The 17,088-nt window shown below is 68.6% G+C and carries 13 protein-coding genes and 1 tRNA gene; 1 reads left to right on the top strand and 13 read right to left on the bottom strand.

Features of this window, described 5'->3' with window-relative positions; translation table 11 throughout:
* Positions 1-54: 54 nt before the first annotated feature.
* From ACFOWE_RS05340 to ACFOWE_RS05280, 13 genes are all read right to left on the bottom strand, one after another.
* Positions 55-3,942 carry a DNA-directed RNA polymerase subunit beta' gene (locus ACFOWE_RS05340; protein ID WP_377285798.1) on the bottom strand — a complete coding sequence of 1,296 codons (3,888 nt, stop codon included), beginning with the start codon at positions 3,940-3,942 and terminating at the stop codon, positions 55-57.
* A 26-nt stretch (positions 3,943-3,968) separates the two neighbouring features.
* Positions 3,969-7,439 (bottom strand): DNA-directed RNA polymerase subunit beta, encoded by a 3,471-nt coding sequence (gene rpoB / locus ACFOWE_RS05335; RefSeq protein ID WP_377285797.1) that lies wholly within the window; start codon positions 7,437-7,439, stop codon positions 3,969-3,971.
* Between the two features lie 463 nt (positions 7,440-7,902).
* Entirely contained in the window at positions 7,903-8,418 is a 516-nt protein-coding gene (locus ACFOWE_RS05330) for a hypothetical protein (RefSeq protein ID WP_377285796.1), read from the bottom strand.
* On the bottom strand, positions 8,415-8,879 hold the full coding sequence (locus ACFOWE_RS05325) for a hypothetical protein (RefSeq protein ID WP_377285795.1): 465 nt from the start codon (positions 8,877-8,879) through the stop codon (positions 8,415-8,417). Before ACFOWE_RS05325 ends, ACFOWE_RS05330 begins: the two co-directional genes overlap by 4 nt.
* A gap of 215 nt (positions 8,880-9,094) precedes the next feature.
* Positions 9,095-10,096, bottom strand: coding sequence for an ABC transporter ATP-binding protein (locus ACFOWE_RS05320; protein WP_377285794.1), 1,002 nt, complete (start codon positions 10,094-10,096; stop codon positions 9,095-9,097).
* 284 nt (positions 10,097-10,380) lie between these two features.
* Positions 10,381-10,776 carry a 50S ribosomal protein L7/L12 gene (gene rplL, locus ACFOWE_RS05315; RefSeq protein WP_377285792.1) on the bottom strand — a complete coding sequence of 132 codons (396 nt, stop codon included), beginning with the start codon at positions 10,774-10,776 and terminating at the stop codon, positions 10,381-10,383.
* Between the two features lie 85 nt (positions 10,777-10,861).
* Positions 10,862-11,386 carry a 50S ribosomal protein L10 gene (gene rplJ / locus ACFOWE_RS05310; RefSeq protein WP_377285791.1) on the bottom strand — a complete coding sequence of 175 codons (525 nt, stop codon included), beginning with the start codon at positions 11,384-11,386 and terminating at the stop codon, positions 10,862-10,864.
* Positions 11,387-11,800: 414 nt separating this feature from the next.
* On the bottom strand, positions 11,801-12,658 hold the full coding sequence (locus tag ACFOWE_RS05305) for an LppX_LprAFG lipoprotein (protein WP_377285790.1): 858 nt from the start codon (positions 12,656-12,658) through the stop codon (positions 11,801-11,803).
* Positions 12,659-12,810: 152 nt separating this feature from the next.
* Entirely contained in the window at positions 12,811-13,524 is a 714-nt protein-coding gene (gene rplA, locus ACFOWE_RS05300) for a 50S ribosomal protein L1 (protein ID WP_377285789.1), read from the bottom strand.
* 83 nt (positions 13,525-13,607) lie between these two features.
* Positions 13,608-14,039, bottom strand: a complete 432-nt coding sequence (gene rplK / locus ACFOWE_RS05295) for a 50S ribosomal protein L11 (protein WP_377285787.1) — start codon at positions 14,037-14,039, stop codon at positions 13,608-13,610.
* Between the two features lie 146 nt (positions 14,040-14,185).
* Positions 14,186-14,992, bottom strand: coding sequence for a transcription termination/antitermination protein NusG (gene nusG, locus ACFOWE_RS05290; protein ID WP_377285785.1), 807 nt, complete (start codon positions 14,990-14,992; stop codon positions 14,186-14,188).
* Positions 14,993-15,078: 86 nt separating this feature from the next.
* Positions 15,079-15,333: a preprotein translocase subunit SecE gene (secE, locus tag ACFOWE_RS05285; protein ID WP_377285784.1), complete on the bottom strand. Its 255-nt coding sequence runs from the start codon at positions 15,331-15,333 to the stop codon at positions 15,079-15,081.
* Positions 15,334-15,410: 77 nt separating this feature from the next.
* Positions 15,411-15,483, bottom strand: a tRNA-Trp gene (locus ACFOWE_RS05280).
* A gap of 335 nt (positions 15,484-15,818) precedes the next feature.
* Between ACFOWE_RS05280 and ACFOWE_RS05275 the strand changes: the two genes are divergently transcribed.
* Positions 15,819-17,024 carry a pyridoxal phosphate-dependent aminotransferase gene (locus tag ACFOWE_RS05275; RefSeq protein ID WP_377285783.1) on the top strand — a complete coding sequence of 402 codons (1,206 nt, stop codon included), beginning with the start codon at positions 15,819-15,821 and terminating at the stop codon, positions 17,022-17,024.
* Positions 17,025-17,088: the final 64 nt, after the last annotated feature.

Here is a 17,088-nt window from a genome sequence, read left to right as displayed (position 1 = left end):
GGGACCCGGGCGCCGTGTCAGGACGCGCCGGCGGTGAGGCCGGACCGGCTCCGGTCAGCGGTTGTACTGACCGAAGTCGTACTCCTCCAGCGGCACGGCCTCGCCGGAGCCCGAGCCGAAGGTGTAGTCCGCCGCCGAGCCGTCGTAGCCGCCGACGGTGTACATCGCGGCCTTGGCCTCCTCGGTCGGCTCCACCCGGATGTTGCGGTACTGCGGCATGCCGGTACCGGCCGGGATGAGCTTTCCGATGATGACGTTCTCCTTGAGACCGAGCAGCGAGTCCGACTTGGCGTGGATCGCCGCGTCGGTGAGCACCCGGGTCGTCTCCTGGAAGGACGCCGCCGACAGCCAGGACTCGGTGGCGAGCGAGGCCTTGGTGATGCCCATGAGGACCGGACGGCCCGCGGCAGGCGTGCCGCTTTCCGCCACGCACTCGCGGTTGAGCCGCTCGAAGCGCGGCCGCTCCACGAGCTCACCGGGCAGCATGTCGGTGTCGCCGGACTCGAGCACGTTCACGCGCTTGAGCATCTGCCGGACGATGATCTCGATGTGCTTGTCGTGGATCGACACACCCTGCGACCGGTAGACCTGCTGGACCTCGGCCACCAGGTGCAGCTGCACGGCCCGCGGGCCGAGGATGCGCAGCACCTCGTTGGGGTTGACGGCACCGGCGATCAGCTGCTGGCCGACCTTCACCCGGTCCCCGTCGGAGACCAGCATGCGCGAGCGCATCGAGACCGGGTACGCGATCTCGTCGGACCCGTCGTCCGGCACGATCACGATCTTCCGGGTCTTGTCGGTCTCGTCGATGCGGACCCGGCCCTCGGCCTCGCTGATCGGGGCGACACCCTTGGGGATGCGCGCCTCGAAGAGCTCCTGGACACGGGGCAGACCGTGGGTGATGTCGGCACCCGCCACACCACCGGTGTGGAAGGTACGCATCGTCAGCTGGGTACCGGGCTCACCGATCGACTGGGCGGCGATGATGCCGACCGCCTCGCCGACGTCCACGAGCTTGCCGGTCGCGAGCGAACGGCCGTAGCACATGGCGCAGACACCGATCTTGGCCTCGCAGACCAGGGCGCTGCGGGTCCGGACGGTCTCCACCCCCGCCTCGACCAGCGCGGTCACGTGGTTGTCGTTGATGTCGACGCCGGCGGCCGCGACGACCTTGCCGTCCACCACGACGTCCTCGGCCAGGATGCGGCCGTGCACGTTGCTCTCGGCGTTCTCCGCCTTGACGAGGTTGCCCTGGGCGTCGCGCTCGCCGACGTGCAGCGGGACCGCGCGGTCCGTGCCGCAGTCGATCTCGCGGATGATGACGTCCTGCGCGACGTCCACCAGACGACGGGTCAGGTAACCCGAGTCGGCGGTCCGCAGCGCGGTGTCGGCCAGACCCTTCCGCTGTCCGTGGGTGGAGATGAAGTACTCCAGCACCGACAGGCCCTCACGGAAGGATGCCTTGATCGGACGCGGGATCGTCTCACCCTTGGTGTTGGAGACCAGACCGCGGATGCCGGCGATCTGACGGACCTGCATCAGGTTTCCTCGGGCGCCCGACTGGACCATCATCCAGACCGGGTTGTTCTTCGGGAAGGCCTTCTGCATGTCATCGGTCACGTCACTGGTCGCGTGCGTCCAGATCTCGATGAGCTCCTGGCGGCGCTCCTCGTCCGTGATGAGACCGCGCTCGTACTCGCGCTGGACCTTGTCGGCCCGGCGCTCGTACGACTCCATGATGTCGGCCTTGTTCGGCGGCGCGACGACGTCCTCGATCGAGATCGTCACCCCGGCCCGCGTGGCCCAGTAGAAGCCCGCGTCCTTGAGCGCGTCCAGCGCGGCCGCGACCTCGACCTTCGGGTAGGTCTCCGCCAGCTCGTTGACGATGGCCGACAGCTGCTTCTTGCCGACCTGGAAGTTGACGAAGGGGTAGTTCGCCGGGAGCGTCTGGTTGAACAGGCACCGGCCCAGCGTGGTCTCCAGCCGGTACGGCTCGCCCGGCTCCCAGCCCTCGGGGGCCGACCAGTCGCGGGGCGGCGGGACGTCGCCCTTCACCCGCACCTGGATCTTGGCCTGGATGTCCAGCTCGCGCCGGTCGAAGGCCATCAGGGCCTCCGACACCGATCCGAAGATCCGGCCCGCGCCGGCGGCGTTCTCGTCGTCCTCCTTGGCCGTGGTCAGGGAGTACAGACCGATCACCATGTCCTGGGTGGGCATGGTCACCGGCTTGCCGTCGGCCGGCTTGAGGATGTTGTTGGTGGACAGCATCAGGATGCGGGCCTCGGCCTGCGCCTCGGCCGACAGCGGCAGGTGCACGGCCATCTGGTCACCGTCGAAGTCCGCGTTGAACGCGGTGCAGACGAGCGGGTGGATCTGGATGGCCTTGCCCTCGACCAGCTGCGGCTCGAAGGCCTGGATGCCCAGGCGGTGCAGGGTGGGCGCGCGGTTGAGCAGCACCGGGTGCTCGGTGATGACCTCTTCGAGGACGTCCCACACGACCGGGCGGGCACGCTCCACCATGCGCTTGGCCGACTTGATGTTCTGCGCGTGGTTCAGGTCGACCAGGCGCTTCATCACGAACGGCTTGAACAGCTCCAGCGCCATCTGCTTGGGCAGACCGCACTGGTGCAGCTTCAGCTGCGGGCCGACGACGATGACCGAACGGCCGGAGTAGTCGACACGCTTGCCCAGGAGGTTCTGGCGGAAGCGGCCCTGCTTGCCCTTGAGCATGTCGCTGAGGGACTTCAGCGGGCGGTTGCCGGGGCCGGTGACCGGACGGCCGCGGCGGCCGTTGTCGAACAGCGCGTCGACGGCCTCCTGGAGCATCCGCTTCTCGTTGTTCACGATGATCTCGGGGGCGCCGAGGTCGAGCAGACGCTTGAGGCGGTTGTTCCGGTTGATCACCCGGCGGTACAGGTCGTTCAGGTCCGAGGTCGCGAACCGGCCACCGTCGAGCTGCACCATGGGGCGCAGGTCCGGCGGGATGACCGGGATGCAGTCGAGGACCATGCCGTTGGGCGAGTTGCGGGTGTTCAGGAACGCGGAGACGACCTTGAGCCGCTTGAGCGCGCGGGCCTTCTTCTGGCCCTTGCCGCTGCGGATCGTCTCGCGCAGGTTCTCCGCCTCGGCCTCGAGGTCGAAGTTGGACAGCCGCTCCTGGATGGCCTGGGCGCCCATGCCGCCGCGGAAGTAGCGGCCGAAGCGGTCGCGCATCTCGCGGTAGAGCAGCTCGTCACCCTCCAGGTCCTGGACCTTGAGGTTCTTGAACCGGCTCCAGACCTCGTCCAGCCGGTCCAGCTCGCGCTGGGCCCGGTCGCGGAGCTGGCGCATCTCGCGCTCGGCGCCCTCGCGGACCTTGCGGCGCTGGTCGCCCTTGGCGCCGGCGGCCTCCAGCTCGGCCAGGTCGGCCTCGAGCTTCTTCTGCCGGGCCTCGATGTCGGCGTCCCGGCGCTGCTCGATGTGCTGGCGCTCGACGGAGATCTTCGCCTCGAGCGACGGCAGGTCACGCTCACGCAGGTCCTTGTCGACGTGCGTGATCATGTAGGCCGCGAAGTAGATGACCTTCTCCAGGTCCTTCGGGGCCAGGTCGAGCAGGTATCCCAGACGGGACGGGACACCCTTGAAGTACCAGATGTGCGTGACGGGCGCGGCCAGCTCGATGTGGCCCATCCGCTCACGGCGCACCTTGGCGCGGGTCACCTCGACGCCGCAGCGCTCACAGATGATGCCCTTGAAACGGACGCGCTTGTACTTACCGCAGTAGCACTCCCAGTCCCGGGTCGGACCGAAGATCTTCTCGCAGAAGAGCCCGTCCTTCTCCGGCTTGAGGGTCCGGTAGTTGATCGTCTCGGGCTTCTTGACCTCGCCGTGCGACCACTGGCGGATATCGTCAGCGGTCGCGAGGCCGATCCGAAGCTCGTCGAAGAAGTTGACGTCCAGCACTTGTATTCCCCTCCTCAGCTTCTAGATCAGACCTCTTCGACGCTGCTCGGCTCGCGCCGGGACAGGTCGATGCCGAGCTCCTCCGCCGCGCGGAAGACGTCCTCGTCGGTGTCCCTCATCTCGATGGACATGCCGTCGCTGGAGAGCACCTCGACGTTCAGGCACAGCGACTGCATTTCCTTGATGAGGACCTTGAACGACTCGGGAATGCCCGGCTCGGGGATGTTCTCGCCCTTGACGATGGCCTCGTAGACCTTCACGCGGCCGAGGACGTCGTCGGACTTGATCGTCAGCAGCTCCTGGAGGGCGTAGGCGGCGCCGTACGCCTCCAGCGCCCACACCTCCATCTCACCGAACCGCTGGCCGCCGAACTGGGCCTTACCGCCCAGCGGCTGCTGCGTGATCATGGAGTAGGGGCCGGTCGAACGTGCGTGGATCTTGTCGTCGACCAGGTGGAGCAGCTTCAGGATGTAGATGTAGCCGACCGAGATCGGGTGCGGGAACGGCTCACCGGAGCGGCCGTCGAAGAGCTGGGCCTTGCCGTTCGGACCGACCATCCGCTGGCCGTCCCTGGTCATCAGGGTGCTGTCGAGGAGACCGATGATCTCCTCCTCGCTGGCGCCGTCGAAGACCGGGGTGGCGACGTTGGTGCGCGGCTCGACCTGGCCGAAGCCCTTGTCGCGCAGCCGCTCGGCCCACGCCTCCTCGATGCCGGAGATGTCCCATCCTCTGGCGGCGATCCACCCGAGGTGCGTCTCCAGGACCTGGCCGACGTTCATACGGCCGGGCACGCCCAGCGGGTTGAGGATGATGTCGACCGGGGTGCCGTCCTCCAGGAACGGCATGTCCTCGACCGGAAGGATCTTGGAGATGACGCCCTTGTTGCCGTGGCGGCCGGCGAGCTTGTCACCGTCGGTGATCTTGCGCTTCTGGGCCACGTAGACGCGGACCAGCTCGTTCACGCCCGGGGGAAGCTCGTCGCCCTCCTCGCGGCTGAACACGCGGACGCCGATGACCTTGCCCTGCTCGCCGTGGGGCACCTTCAGCGAGGTGTCGCGGACCTCGCGGGCCTTCTCGCCGAAGATCGCGCGGAGCAGCCGCTCCTCGGGGGTCAGCTCGGTCTCGCCCTTGGGGGTGACCTTGCCGACGAGGATGTCGCCGGGGACGACCTCGGCGCCGATGCGGATGATGCCGCGCTCGTCGAGGTCGGCCAGGACCTCCTCGGAGACGTTCGGGATGTCCCGGGTGATCTCCTCCGGGCCCAGCTTGGTGTCGCGGGCGTCGACCTCGTGCTCCTCGATGTGGATCGAGGAGAGGACGTCGTCCTGGACCAGCCGCTGGGACAGGATGATCGCGTCTTCGTAGTTGTGGCCCTCCCACGGCATGAACGCCACGAGGAGGTTCTTGCCGAGCGCCATCTCGCCGTTGTCGGTGCAGGGGCCGTCGGCGACGACCTGGTTGACCTCGATCCGGTCGCCCTCGGCGACGATCGGCTTCTGGTTGAAGCAGGTGCCCTGGTTGGAGCGCTTGAACTTGGCGACCCGGTAGGTGGTCCGGGTGCCGTCGTCGTTCATGACCGTGACGTAGTCGGCCGAGACCTCCTCCACCACGCCGGCCTTCTCGGCCGTGATGACGTCACCGGCGTCGGTGGCGGCGCGGTACTCCATGCCGGTGCCGACCAGCGGCGCCTCGCTCTTGAGCAGCGGCACCGACTGGCGCTGCATGTTGGAGCCCATGAGCGCGCGGTTGGCGTCGTCGTGCTCGAGGAAGGGGATCATGGCGGTCGCGACGGACACCATCTGGCGCGCCGAGACGTCCATGTAGTCGACCTCGTTGGCCCGCACGGACTCGAACTCGCCGCCCTTACGGCGGACGAGCACCCGGTCGGCGAGGAAGGTGCCGTCGGCGCTGATCGGCGTGTTCGCCTGCGCGATGACGTACCGGTCCTCCTCGTCCGCGGTGAGGTAGTCGACCTGGTCGGTGACCCGGCCATCGACGACCTTCCGGTACGGCGTCTCCACGAAGCCGAAGGAGTTGACCCGGCCGAAGGAGGCCAGCGAGCCGATCAGACCGATGTTCGGGCCTTCCGGCGTCTCGATCGGGCACATGCGGCCGTAGTGCGAGGGGTGCACGTCACGGACCTCGAAGCCCGCGCGCTCACGGGACAGACCGCCGGGGCCCAGCGCGGACAGGCGGCGCTTGTGCGTCAGCCCGGCCAGGGGGTTGGTCTGGTCCATGAACTGCGACAGCTGGGAGGTGCCGAAGAACTCCTTGATCGACGCCACGACGGGGCGGATGTTGATCAGGGTCTGCGGCGTGATCGCCTCGACGTCCTGGGTGGTCATCCGCTCGCGGACGACGCGCTCCATGCGGGCCAGGCCCAGGCGGACCTGGTTCTGGATGAGCTCGCCGACCGTGCGCAGGCGGCGGTTGCCGAAGTGGTCGATGTCGTCGGTCTCGACGACGATCTCGCGGTCACCGGCGCCGTTCATCGAGGTCTCGCCCGCGTGCAGCTTCACGAGGTACTCGATGGTGGCGACGATGTCCTCTTCGGTCAGCGTGCCCTGCGTGATCTCGGCGTCGACCCCGAGCTTCTTGTTGATCTTGTAGCGGCCGACCTTGGCGAGGTCGTAGCGCTTGGGGTTGAAGTAGAGGTTCTCCAGCAGGGTCTGCGCCGACTCCTTGGTCGGGGGCTCGCCCGGGCGCAGCTTGCGGTAGATGTCCAGCAGGGCGTCGTCCTGGCCGGCCGTGTGGTCCTTCTCCAGGGTCGCCCGCATCGACTCGTACTGGCCGAAACGCTCCAGGATCTGCTCGTTCGTCCAGCCGAGAGCCTTGAGCAGGACCGTGACGGCCTGCTTGCGCTTGCGGTCGATGCGGACGCCGACGCTGTCGCGCTTGTCGATCTCGAACTCGAGCCAGGCGCCCCGGGAGGGGATCACCTTGCAGCCGTAGAGGTCCTTGTCCGAGGTCTTGTCGATGCTGCGATCGAAGTAGACGCCCGGGGACCGGACCAGCTGGGAGACCACGACACGCTCGGTGCCGTTGATGATGAAGGTGCCCTTGGCGGTCATGAGCGGGAAGTCGCCCATGAAGACCGTCTGGCTCTTGATCTCACCGGTGGTGTTATTGATGAACTCCGCCGTGACGAACATCGGGGCGGAGTAGGTCATGTCCTTGTCTTTGCACTCATCGACTGAGTACTTCGGCGGCTCGAACCGATGGTCCCGGAACGACAGGGACATGGTCCCGGAGAAGTCCTCGATGGGACTGATCTCCTCGAAGATCTCTTCGAGACCCGACTGGGCCGGAACGTCCTTGCGCCCGGCCTGGCGAGCCGCCTCGACCCGCGCCTTCCACTTCTCGTTGCCGAGCAGCCAGTCGAAGGACTCGGTCTGCAGAGCGAGAAGGTCGGGAACTTCGAGCGGCTCCTGGATCCGTGCGAAAGACACACGACGGGGACCGGCGGGTACGGCGGAGGCGTTGCGCGAGGCTGCCAACAGATGTCCTTCCGAGGGCTCGCGGCGGACTGACTACACGCACGCCAGACGACCATGCTCGGAGCACCAAAAGAAGCGGGTCGTCAAAGGGCAGCGCAAAGGGGCAGTGTAGCCGAACGGCATACACCTGTCCACTTCACTCTCGCTGCACGCTCCACGTTGGTCGCAGCATCGCCCGTCGAAGCCGAAACGTCAAGCCCAAGGACCGACATTCCAACCGGAAACCGGCCGGAACGCTGGGACTTCTTCCCTCACCGGACCGTGTGCACCGCCGCCTCCAGACGATGCCCACGCTCCGGAGAGGCTAACGCCCCGAAGCCCGATGGCTCCAACGCCGGACGATAACCGACCGACGATCGACACTGCCGTGATCCATGTACCCGCGGCCACACATTTCTTAAACACAGGATTTGCTAACAATTAGCTAACGCGCCCTGCCTGAGCGGGAAGATCATCCGAGCGGTCACGGCGACGGAGGGGCTCCGAGAAGTGTGGAGAGCTCCGCGACCAGCCAGCGGCCGTCCTTGTTCACCATCACGAACCGCGCCCGGCTCTGACTGACCTGCCGCCGGGGCGCCTTCTCCCCCGCCGGGATCTTCGCGACGCTCATGTTCACCAGCAGCAGCACCTCGGCCCGGTCCGGTCCCGCCGACTCCACCGCCGCCCCCGCGACCGTCGCGGACTGCACCGCCTGCTGCCGCCGGGCCGCGGGGGCCAGCGTGGCCGACAACCGCCTGTAGTGCCCGGTGAGCTCTCCGGTGGCGTATCCCGCGGCCCGCGCGAGATCCTGCTCGATCGTACGATAGTCGTACGACAACATGTCGGACGCCACGGACCGGGCCGCGGCGAGCGCCTCCCGCCCCGCCGCCTCCGCCGCCTGCAGCCGCCCCAGGTCGGCGAGCATGACGCCGACCGCCACCGCGAGGGCCAGCGCCACGGCGCCCATCACCCCGGCGGTCGGCAGCCAGACCCGCCTCACGGGACCATCTCCGCCTTCGACACGAGCCACTTCCCGCCGGTCCGGGTGACCTCCATGCTCCACCGGTAGAACCTCTCCTGCGGAGCGTTCTCACCGCCCTCCCACTCGACCACCGCGTCCCCGACCACCAGCACCCTGGCCGTCCCCTCCCCCAGCGAGACCAGCCCCACCGCGCGCAGGGCCCCGGTCTGGACGACCTTGTCCTTGGTCGTCGTCTCCCGCAGCGCCGCCGCGTTCCTGGAGTACTCGGCCCTCGCCTGTCCGGTGGAGGTGTCCAGGATGCGCCTGATGTCGGCGTCGACGGTCCGGTGACCGACCGAGAGCAGGTTGACCGCGTGCGTTCCCGCGGCCCGCAGCGCCGCCTGGCGGTCGTCGGCCGCCGCCTGGGCTTCGCGGAGCCGCCCGCCGATCCAGACGGCCGCCGCGAGCAGCAGCACGATCAGCGCACCGAGCACGGACACCGCGATCCTCGGCCACCGAGGGGGCCGGTCAGCCTCCACTGCCATGCGTCCTCTCCCGTCGCGCGCCGGACGGTGGGCCGGCGGCGTCCGGGCCGGCCGTACGGACGGGGCCCGCCGTACCGGGCGCGGAAGCCTCCGGTCGCCGGATCATAACCCGCCGGATGGATCCGCGACCGCCGCTTCAGGGACCTTCTCCGCGTCTCCCGCGGAGGGCGTCACCGCACGCCGTTGACGTGGGCGGCGACCAGCCGGGGGTACTCCTCGAGCCAGTTGCGGCCCCGCTCGTCCACGAACGAGTTCGGCGGCGGGATGACGCCGTTGGCCGCCAGCCACGCGCCCGGCGGGCGCTGCGTCCGGCGGATGCGGTTCCCGCCCGGCATGAGCTGCGGCGGGATCGGGGGCAACCTGCCCGGGTCGTGCCCCATCTGCGCCTCGGCCTCCAGCTCGGAGACGTCCTTCTCCTCCGACATGCCGATCGGGCCGTGCCGGCGGGCGTTGAGGAACTGCCGTACCACCGGCTCGTCACTGGAGAGCAGCATCTCCCGCGGGCCGAACATCACCAGCTCCCGCCGGAACAGCAGGCCGATGCTGTCGGGGACCGTCCGGGCCGTGTTGATGTCGTGCGTGACGATGAGGAAGGTCGCCTCGGTCTCCGCGTTCAGGTCCACGATGAGCTGGTTGAGGTAGGCCGTACGGACCGGGTCCAGGCCGGAGTCGGGCTCGTCGAACAGGATGATCTCGGGGTCGAGGACCAGCGCGCGGGCCAGCCCCGCGCGTTTGCGCATGCCGCCGGAGATCTCCCCGGGCAGCTTCCCCTCCGCGCCGACGAGGCCGACGAGCTCCATCTTCTCCATGACGATGCGCCGGATCTCGGTCTCGCTCTTCTTGGTGTGCTCGCGCAGCGGGAAGGCGATGTTGTCGTAGAGGTTGAGCGAGCCGAACAGCGCCCCGTCCTGGAAGAGCACGCCGAACAGCCTGCGGAGCTCGTACAGCTTGCCCTCGCTGCAGTTGGCCAGGTCGTGCCCGTCGATCCAGATGTGGCCGCGCTCGGGCCGCAGGAGACCCACCAGGCTCTTGAGGAAGACGGACTTGCCGGTGCCGGACGGGCCGAGCAGCACCGAGATCTCACCGGCCGGGAGCGTCAGCGTGACGTCCTCCCAGATCACCTGCCTGCCGAACGACTTCGTCAGGCCCTCGACCACGACTTCCACGCCCACGCGCCGTCCTCCAGAAGACCGGTTCGCCCACGTCGGCGACGGACCCCCGACCGGCCGGTCCGCCGGCCGGTCCACCGACCGTTACGGCATGGTTATCAGACCATCAGTACAACAACAAGGGGGGAACGGCCCAGCGGTGTCTTCCGCGCGAGGGGCGCCGGCCACATCCCCGGCCTGTGACGTGCGCCGCCACGGCCGGCCCGGAGCGCGCGAGGCCCGGGAACACGACGAGAGCGGACCCACCGGCACCGGGTGGATCCGCTCTCGTCGCGGTGAAGCTGGAACTACTTGACGGTGACGCTGGCGCCGGCGGCCTCGAGGGCGGCCTTGGCCTTCTCCGCCTGCTCCTTGTTGACCTTGCCGTCGAAGACCGGCTTCGGAGCGCCGTCGACCAGGTCCTTGGCCTCCTTGAGGCCCAGGCTCGTCAGGGCGCGGATCTCCTTGATGACCTGGATCTTCTTGTCACCGGCGGACTCGAGGACGACCTCGAACTCGTCCTGCTCCTCGGCCTCGTCGGCGGCGGCGGCGCCACCACCGGCGGCCGGAGCGGCGGCGACGGCGACCGGGGCGGCGGCCTTGACGTCGAAGGTCTCCTCGAAGAGCTTCACGAACTCGGACAGCTCGAGGAGGGTCATCTCCTTGAAAGCGTCGAGCAGCTCGTCGGTGCTGAGCTTCGCCATGATTTCCTCCGTATGGATCTAACTAAACTAAAGGACTGGGACCGCGGTACGTATGCGCTAATCCCCTGCGACCGCTTGCGCGGACCTACTCGCCCGCCTCGGCGCGCTTGGCGCGCAGAGCCTCGGCCAGCTGAGCCATGTTGGTGGGCAGCGCGTTGAAGACGGCGGCGGCCTGAGACTGCTTCGCCTTCAGGGCGCCGGCCAGCTTCGCGAGGAGGACCTCACGCGACTCAAGGTCGGCAAGCTTGGTGATCTCGGCCGGGGTCATCGCCTTACCGTCGACGACGCCGCCCTTGATGACCAGGAGGGGATTGGCCTTGGCGAAGTCACGCAGACTCTTCGCAGCCTCGACCACGTCGCCGTTGACGAACGCGATCGCCGACGGGCCCGCGAGCAGGTCGTCGAGCTGGTTGATCCCGGCCTGGTTGGCCGCGATCTTGGTCAGCGTGTTCTTCACCACGGCGAACTTCGCATTCTCACCGAGAGAGACGCGCAGCTGCTTGAGCTGAGCGACGGTGAGACCGCGGTACTCGGTCAGAACGGCAGCGCTGGAGCCTTCGAAGCTGCTCTTCAGCTCGGCTACAGCCGTCGCCTTTTCCGCCTTCGCCATGGGCCTCCTTCCAGATGTGCCGCCGGCAAAGGCCCCGAAAAGCAGACAAGCCCCGGCATAGGCGCACGGGGCTCACATAAGGAAATCAATCCAGATGAAAACTCACATCACACCTACGCGGGCCGTCCACTGTCGTGGATCCTTGGGCCGCCAGGCCATGAGGCCAGGCGACGACCGGCGGTCTTCGGCGTTGACAGCTTACGCGTCATGGCGGACACATGCCAAATCGAGGCGTCCGGCGGGTTTCCAGGGCCCCGGCCGGCCTCCGTCCGAGGCCGGCCGGGCGGTCCCGCGAGCCGTCCGGGCTCCGCGCCTCCGCTCGCGGAGGACGCCGGTCCGCGGGCCGGACACTCCTGGACGAGTACGGCCCGCGCCCCGGCCGGACAGCCCCGGGGGCGCGGGCCGTGCCCGGGCTCAGTTCCCGCCGGAGTCCGCCGGCGGCCGCGCGCCCGCGTCCTTCGGCAGGTCGCCCACCTGGTCGGCGGGCGGCGCCGTGATCGTGACGGGCTCGTTGAAGTCCGCGAAGTGCACCGCCATGGTGAACGTCGCGCCCTCCTCGGAGCCGCTCAGCGTCACCTTGCGGGGCAGGCTCTGCGCGTCGGCCCACAGGTCGAACTTCACGCTCTTCGCCCGCGAGAACTCCTCCTGGAGCTGCTCACGCTCCTCGGGCGCGAGAGCCTGAACGGCCTCCGCCACCGGGAAGGTCCCGCTGTAGTGGACGGTCTCCACGCCGCCGACCGTCTCCGTGCCGACCGCCTTGACGTCCTTGGAGGCGGTCAGCAGCTTGACCGTGCCGGGCAGGTCGAACTGCTGGACCCGGGACAGGAGCTCGTCGACCTCGGCGCGGTCCCCCGCCTCCAGGTCCGCGGCGGACGCCCTGGTCCACGGCTTGCTCCCCCCGGTGAACCGGGTCAGCGCCTCGGACTTCGCGTAGACCGTGTCACCGAGCAGGATCACCCGGGCTCCGCCGGGCACGTTCCGCCCGCCGAAGGAGATCACGTCCAGCGTGACGTCGGCCGACGGCTCCGGCCTGCTCTGGTAGACCACCCTGCCCTGGACCGTGCCGGACCTCCCCTCGGGCCCGGTGGCGTCGACCACCAGGTCGGCGGAGTAGGAGGTCACCTCCTCGGCCTTCTGGGCACTCACCTGGACCGCCTCGGCGGCCGCCAGCTTCATGTTCCCGAGGGAGGCGGTGCCCTGCCCGGCAGAACATCCCGCCACCCCGACCAGCGCGGCCGCTCCCAGCGCCAGTGCGGGCACCAGTCGACGCATCCGTCTCACTCTCCTTCGTCTCCCCCGAACCTGACCATGAGCCTATGTCGCAGGCAGACGTGCTGCTTCGTCCGTGAGGACGAGAAAAAACACCAGGGCCTCAGCCGAATGGCCATTCGGCTGAGGCCCTGGTGTGAGAGACGTCCGACGGATCAGGCGTCGAGCTCGGCGGTCATCGCCCGCGTCACGTTCGGGTCGACCGGGATGCCCGGGCCCATGGACGTGGAGAAGGTGATCTTCTTCAGGTAGCGGCCCTTGGCCGCCGACGGCTTGAGACGGAGCACCTCGTCGAGGGCGGCGGCGTAGTTCTCGACGAGCTGACGCTCGCCGAACGACACCTTGCCGATGATGAAGTGCAGGTTCGCGTGCCGGTCGACACGGAACTCGATCTTGCCGCCCTTGATGTCGGTGACGGCCTTGCCGACGGCCGGGGTGACGGTGCCGGTCTTGGGGTTCGGCATCAGACCACGCGGGCCGAGGACGCGGCCCAGGCGGCCGACCTTGCCCATGAGGTCCGGGGTGGCGACGACCGCGTCGAAGTCGAGGCGGCCCTTGGCGACCTCGTCGATCAGCTCGTCGGCGCCGACGATGTCGGCGCCCGCGGCGCGAGCCTCCTCGGCACGGTCACCGGTCGCGAAGACCAGGACCCGGGCGGTCTTGCCGGTGCCGTGCGGGAGGTTGACGGTGCCGCGCACCATCTGGTCGGCCTTGCGGGGGTCGACGCCCAGCCGCAGGGCGACCTCGACGGTCGCGTCGAACTTGGCGACGTTGGTCTCCTTGGCCAGCCTGGCGGCCTCGACCGGGCTGTAGAGGTTCTCGCGGTCGACCTTGGCCGCTGCGTTGCGGTGGCCCTTGCTGCGCTTCACTTGCTCACTCCTGTGGATCGAGTGTCCGTGGTACGGGCCAGCGCCTGGCCCTTCCACTCGCTGTCGAGTCTGTGGTGGACGCCTCAGTCGGCGATCGTGATGCCCATCGAGCGGGCGGTGCCGGCGATGATCTTCTCGGCCGCCTCGATGTCGTTGGCGTTGAGGTCCTGCATCTTGGTCTCGGCGATCTGGCGCAGCTGCTCCCTGGTCAGCTTGCCGACCTTGTCCTTCTGCGGGACGGCCGAGCCCTTCGCCACACCGGCGGCCTTCTTGATCAGCTCAGGCGCCGGCGGCGTCTTCGTGACGAAGGTGAAGGTGCGGTCCTCGAAGATGGTGATCTCAACGGGGATGATGTTGCCGCGCTGGGCCTCGGTGGCAGCGTTGTACTGCTTGACGAAGTCCATGATGTTGACGCCGTGCGGACCGAGGGCGGTACCGACCGGCGGGGCGGGCGTGGCCTGGCCAGCGGGAAGCTGGACCTTGACCAACGCGGCGATCTTCTTCTTGGGAGGCATGGTTTTCTCCGGGTCCTTCTCTTCTCACATGATGTCCCAGGCCCCCGCGCACGCGGGGAGCGCGGCAGCCGGACCTCGACCGGCTCCGCGACCGTGGGACCGCCCCCGTTGACACGGGGCGGACTGATGAAGTCTACGCGACCGTCTCAGATCTTGGAGACCTGGTTGAACGAGAGCTCGACCGGGGTCTCGCGACCGAAGATCGACACCAGCACCTTGAGCTTCTGCGACTCGACGCTGATCTCGCTGACCGTCGCGGGCAGCGTGGCGAAGGGGCCGTCCATGACGGTGACGGACTCGCCCACCTCGAAGTCGACGGTGGCCGTGGTGGTCTTGACGGTCGTCTTCTTGGCCTCCTCGCTGGGCTCGGGGGCCAGCAGCTTGGCGACCTCGTCGATGCTCAGCGGGCTCGGCTTGTTCGACAGGCCGACGAAGCCCGTCACGCCGGGCGTGTTGCGCACGGCGGACCAGGACTCGTCGGTGAGCTCCATCCGGACCAGCACGTAGCCGGGCAGCACACGCTCCTTGACGAGCTGGCGCTTGCCGCTCTTCACCTCGGTCACGTGGTGCGTGGGCACCTCGACCTGGAAGATGTAGTCCTCCATGTTGAGGGACTGCGTGCGGGTCTCGATGTTGGCCTTCACGCGGTTCTCGTAGCCGGCGTAGGAGTGGATGACGTACCACTCGCCGTACTGGCCGCGCAGCTGGCGCTTGAACTCCTCGACCGGGTCGACCTCGGGAAGGACGTCGCCGTCCTCGTCGACGGCGCCGGCGGGGGCCTGCCCGGCCTCGGCCTCGCCTTCCGCCCCGGCGTCAGCCTCGCCGGACTCGCCAGACTCGCCGCGAGTCTCCTCGGACTCGTCGAACGACTCCTCCGCGGCGTCGACGGTCTCTTCCGGCTCGCCCTCCCACTCTTCGCGGGACTCGCCGGCCGACTGTGAAGACTCGGACACGGTGGCTCTTTCTCTTTCCGTCGATGGGCTACTGGGCGTGCGGAGGGGCTGAGATCGCGGCGGGCCGGCCCGCCGGACGCGGACTCCTAGGAGTCGGCTCCGCCGAAGATCCTCAGCACTCCCTCGGTGAACAGAGCATCGAGCCCGGACACGATCCCGACCAGGATCAGAACGAAGATCAGGACGATGACGGTGTAGGAGACGAGTTCCTTGCGCGTGGGCCAAATGACCTTGCGCAGCTCGGCGACGATCTGCCGGTAGAAGAGGGCGGGAGAAGTGCGCTTCGGCTTCTTCTCACCGCTCGGCTTGTCTGCGGTTTCGCCGCGCGTGTCGATCGCCACAGTCCTCACCTGAAATCCATCGTGTCCAACGCATATCCGCGGCGCGCTGGACGCCCTGATGCGCGGACCGCTCCTCGCAGGGCACGAGGGACTCGAACCCCCAACCGCCGGTTTTGGAGACCGGTGCGCTACCAATTGCGCTAGTGCCCTAAGACATGAACCACCATACCTCGGTTGAACCGAAGTTTGTCCGTGGCTCACCGGACTTGACCGCCGAACACGCATGAGGCGGCAAGGCCATGCGGGAGTCTACGCAGGAATGGCCGCCGCGTCGAACCGGAATCCTCTCCCGCAGGTCACAGGATGGGTAACGAGCAGGTCATGGACTCCTCCGCCGGCTCCGGCCGGACCCCGCGGGAGGGCCCCGCCACCGGCCCGCCACCGGCCCGCGACCGTCCACGCCGCCGTCCACGTGACCGTCCACGCCGTCGTCCACATGGTGGATCCGGACGGAACCGGGGCGACGGGTCTGTAACCATGGGGGTATGACCCGTCCTCGCATCTCCGCGCGCATATCCGCGATCTCCGAGTCCGCCACGCTCGCCGTGGACGCCAAGGCCAAGGCGATGAAGGCGGCGGGCCGCCCGGTCATCGGCTTCGGCGCCGGCGAGCCGGACTTCCCGACCCCGGACTACATCGTCGAGGCCGCCGTCGAGGCGTGCCGGAACCCGCGCTTCCACAAGTACACGCCCGCCGGGGGCCTGCCCGAGCTCAAGCAGGCCATCGCCGACAAGACCCTCCGCGACTCCGGCTACCAGGTCGACGCGGCACAGGTGCTCGTCACCAACGGCGGCAAGCAGGCGGTCTACGAGGCGTTCGCCACGCTCCTCGACCCGGGCGACGAGGTCCTGGTCGTCGCGCCGTACTGGACGACCTACCCCGAGGCCATCAAGCTGGCCGGCGGCGTCCAGGTCGACGTGGTGACCGACGAGACCACCGGCTATCTGGCGAGCGTGGAGCAGCTGGAGGCCGCCCGCACCGACCGCACCAAGGCCCTGCTGTTCGTCTCCCCGTCCAACCCGACCGGGGCGGTCTACAGCCCGGAGCAGGTCGAGGCGATCGGCCGCTGGGCCGCCGGGCACGACCTGTGGGTCGTCACGGACGAGATCTACGAGCACCTCACCTACGGCGACGCGCGCTTCTCCAGCATCGCCACCGCCGTCCCCGAGCTGGGCGACAAGGTGGTCGTGCTGAACGGCGTCGCCAAGACCTACGCGATGACCGGCTGGCGGGTGGGCTGGCTGATCGGCCCGAAGGACGTCGTCAAGGCCGCGACCAACCTGCAGTCGCACGCCACCTCCAACGTCTCCAACGTGGCCCAGGCCGCCGCCCTGGCCGCCGTCACCGGCGACCTGTCCGCGGTGGCCCGGATGCGGGAGGCCTTCGACCGCCGGCGCCAGACCATGGTCCGCATGCTCAACGAGATCCCGGGCGTGGTCTGCCCCGAGCCGAAGGGCGCCTTCTACGCCTACCCCTCGGTCAAGGAGCTCCTGGGCAGGGACTTCGGCGGCAGGCGCCCGCAGACCTCCGCCGAGCTCGCCGAGATCATCCTCGAGGAGGCCGAGGTCGCCCTCGTCCCCGGCGAGGCCTTCGGCACCCCGGGCTACTTCCGGCTGTCCTACGCGCTCGGCGACGACGACCTCGTCGAGGGTGTCGGCCGGGTGGCCAAGTTCCTGGGCGACGCCCGCTAGGGACTCTCTGCGGACCGTACGGAGCCCGACGCCCGCGACCGCGCCCCGGAAGCGGTGACGGTCG

It is taken from the genome of Planomonospora corallina, from assembly GCF_042650625.1.
In the GTDB taxonomy this organism is placed as follows: domain Bacteria; phylum Actinomycetota; class Actinomycetes; order Streptosporangiales; family Streptosporangiaceae; genus Planomonospora_B; species Planomonospora_B corallina.
The sequence above is the reverse complement of the archived record's forward strand: the minus strand, read 5'-3'. Positions and strand labels throughout refer to the sequence as shown.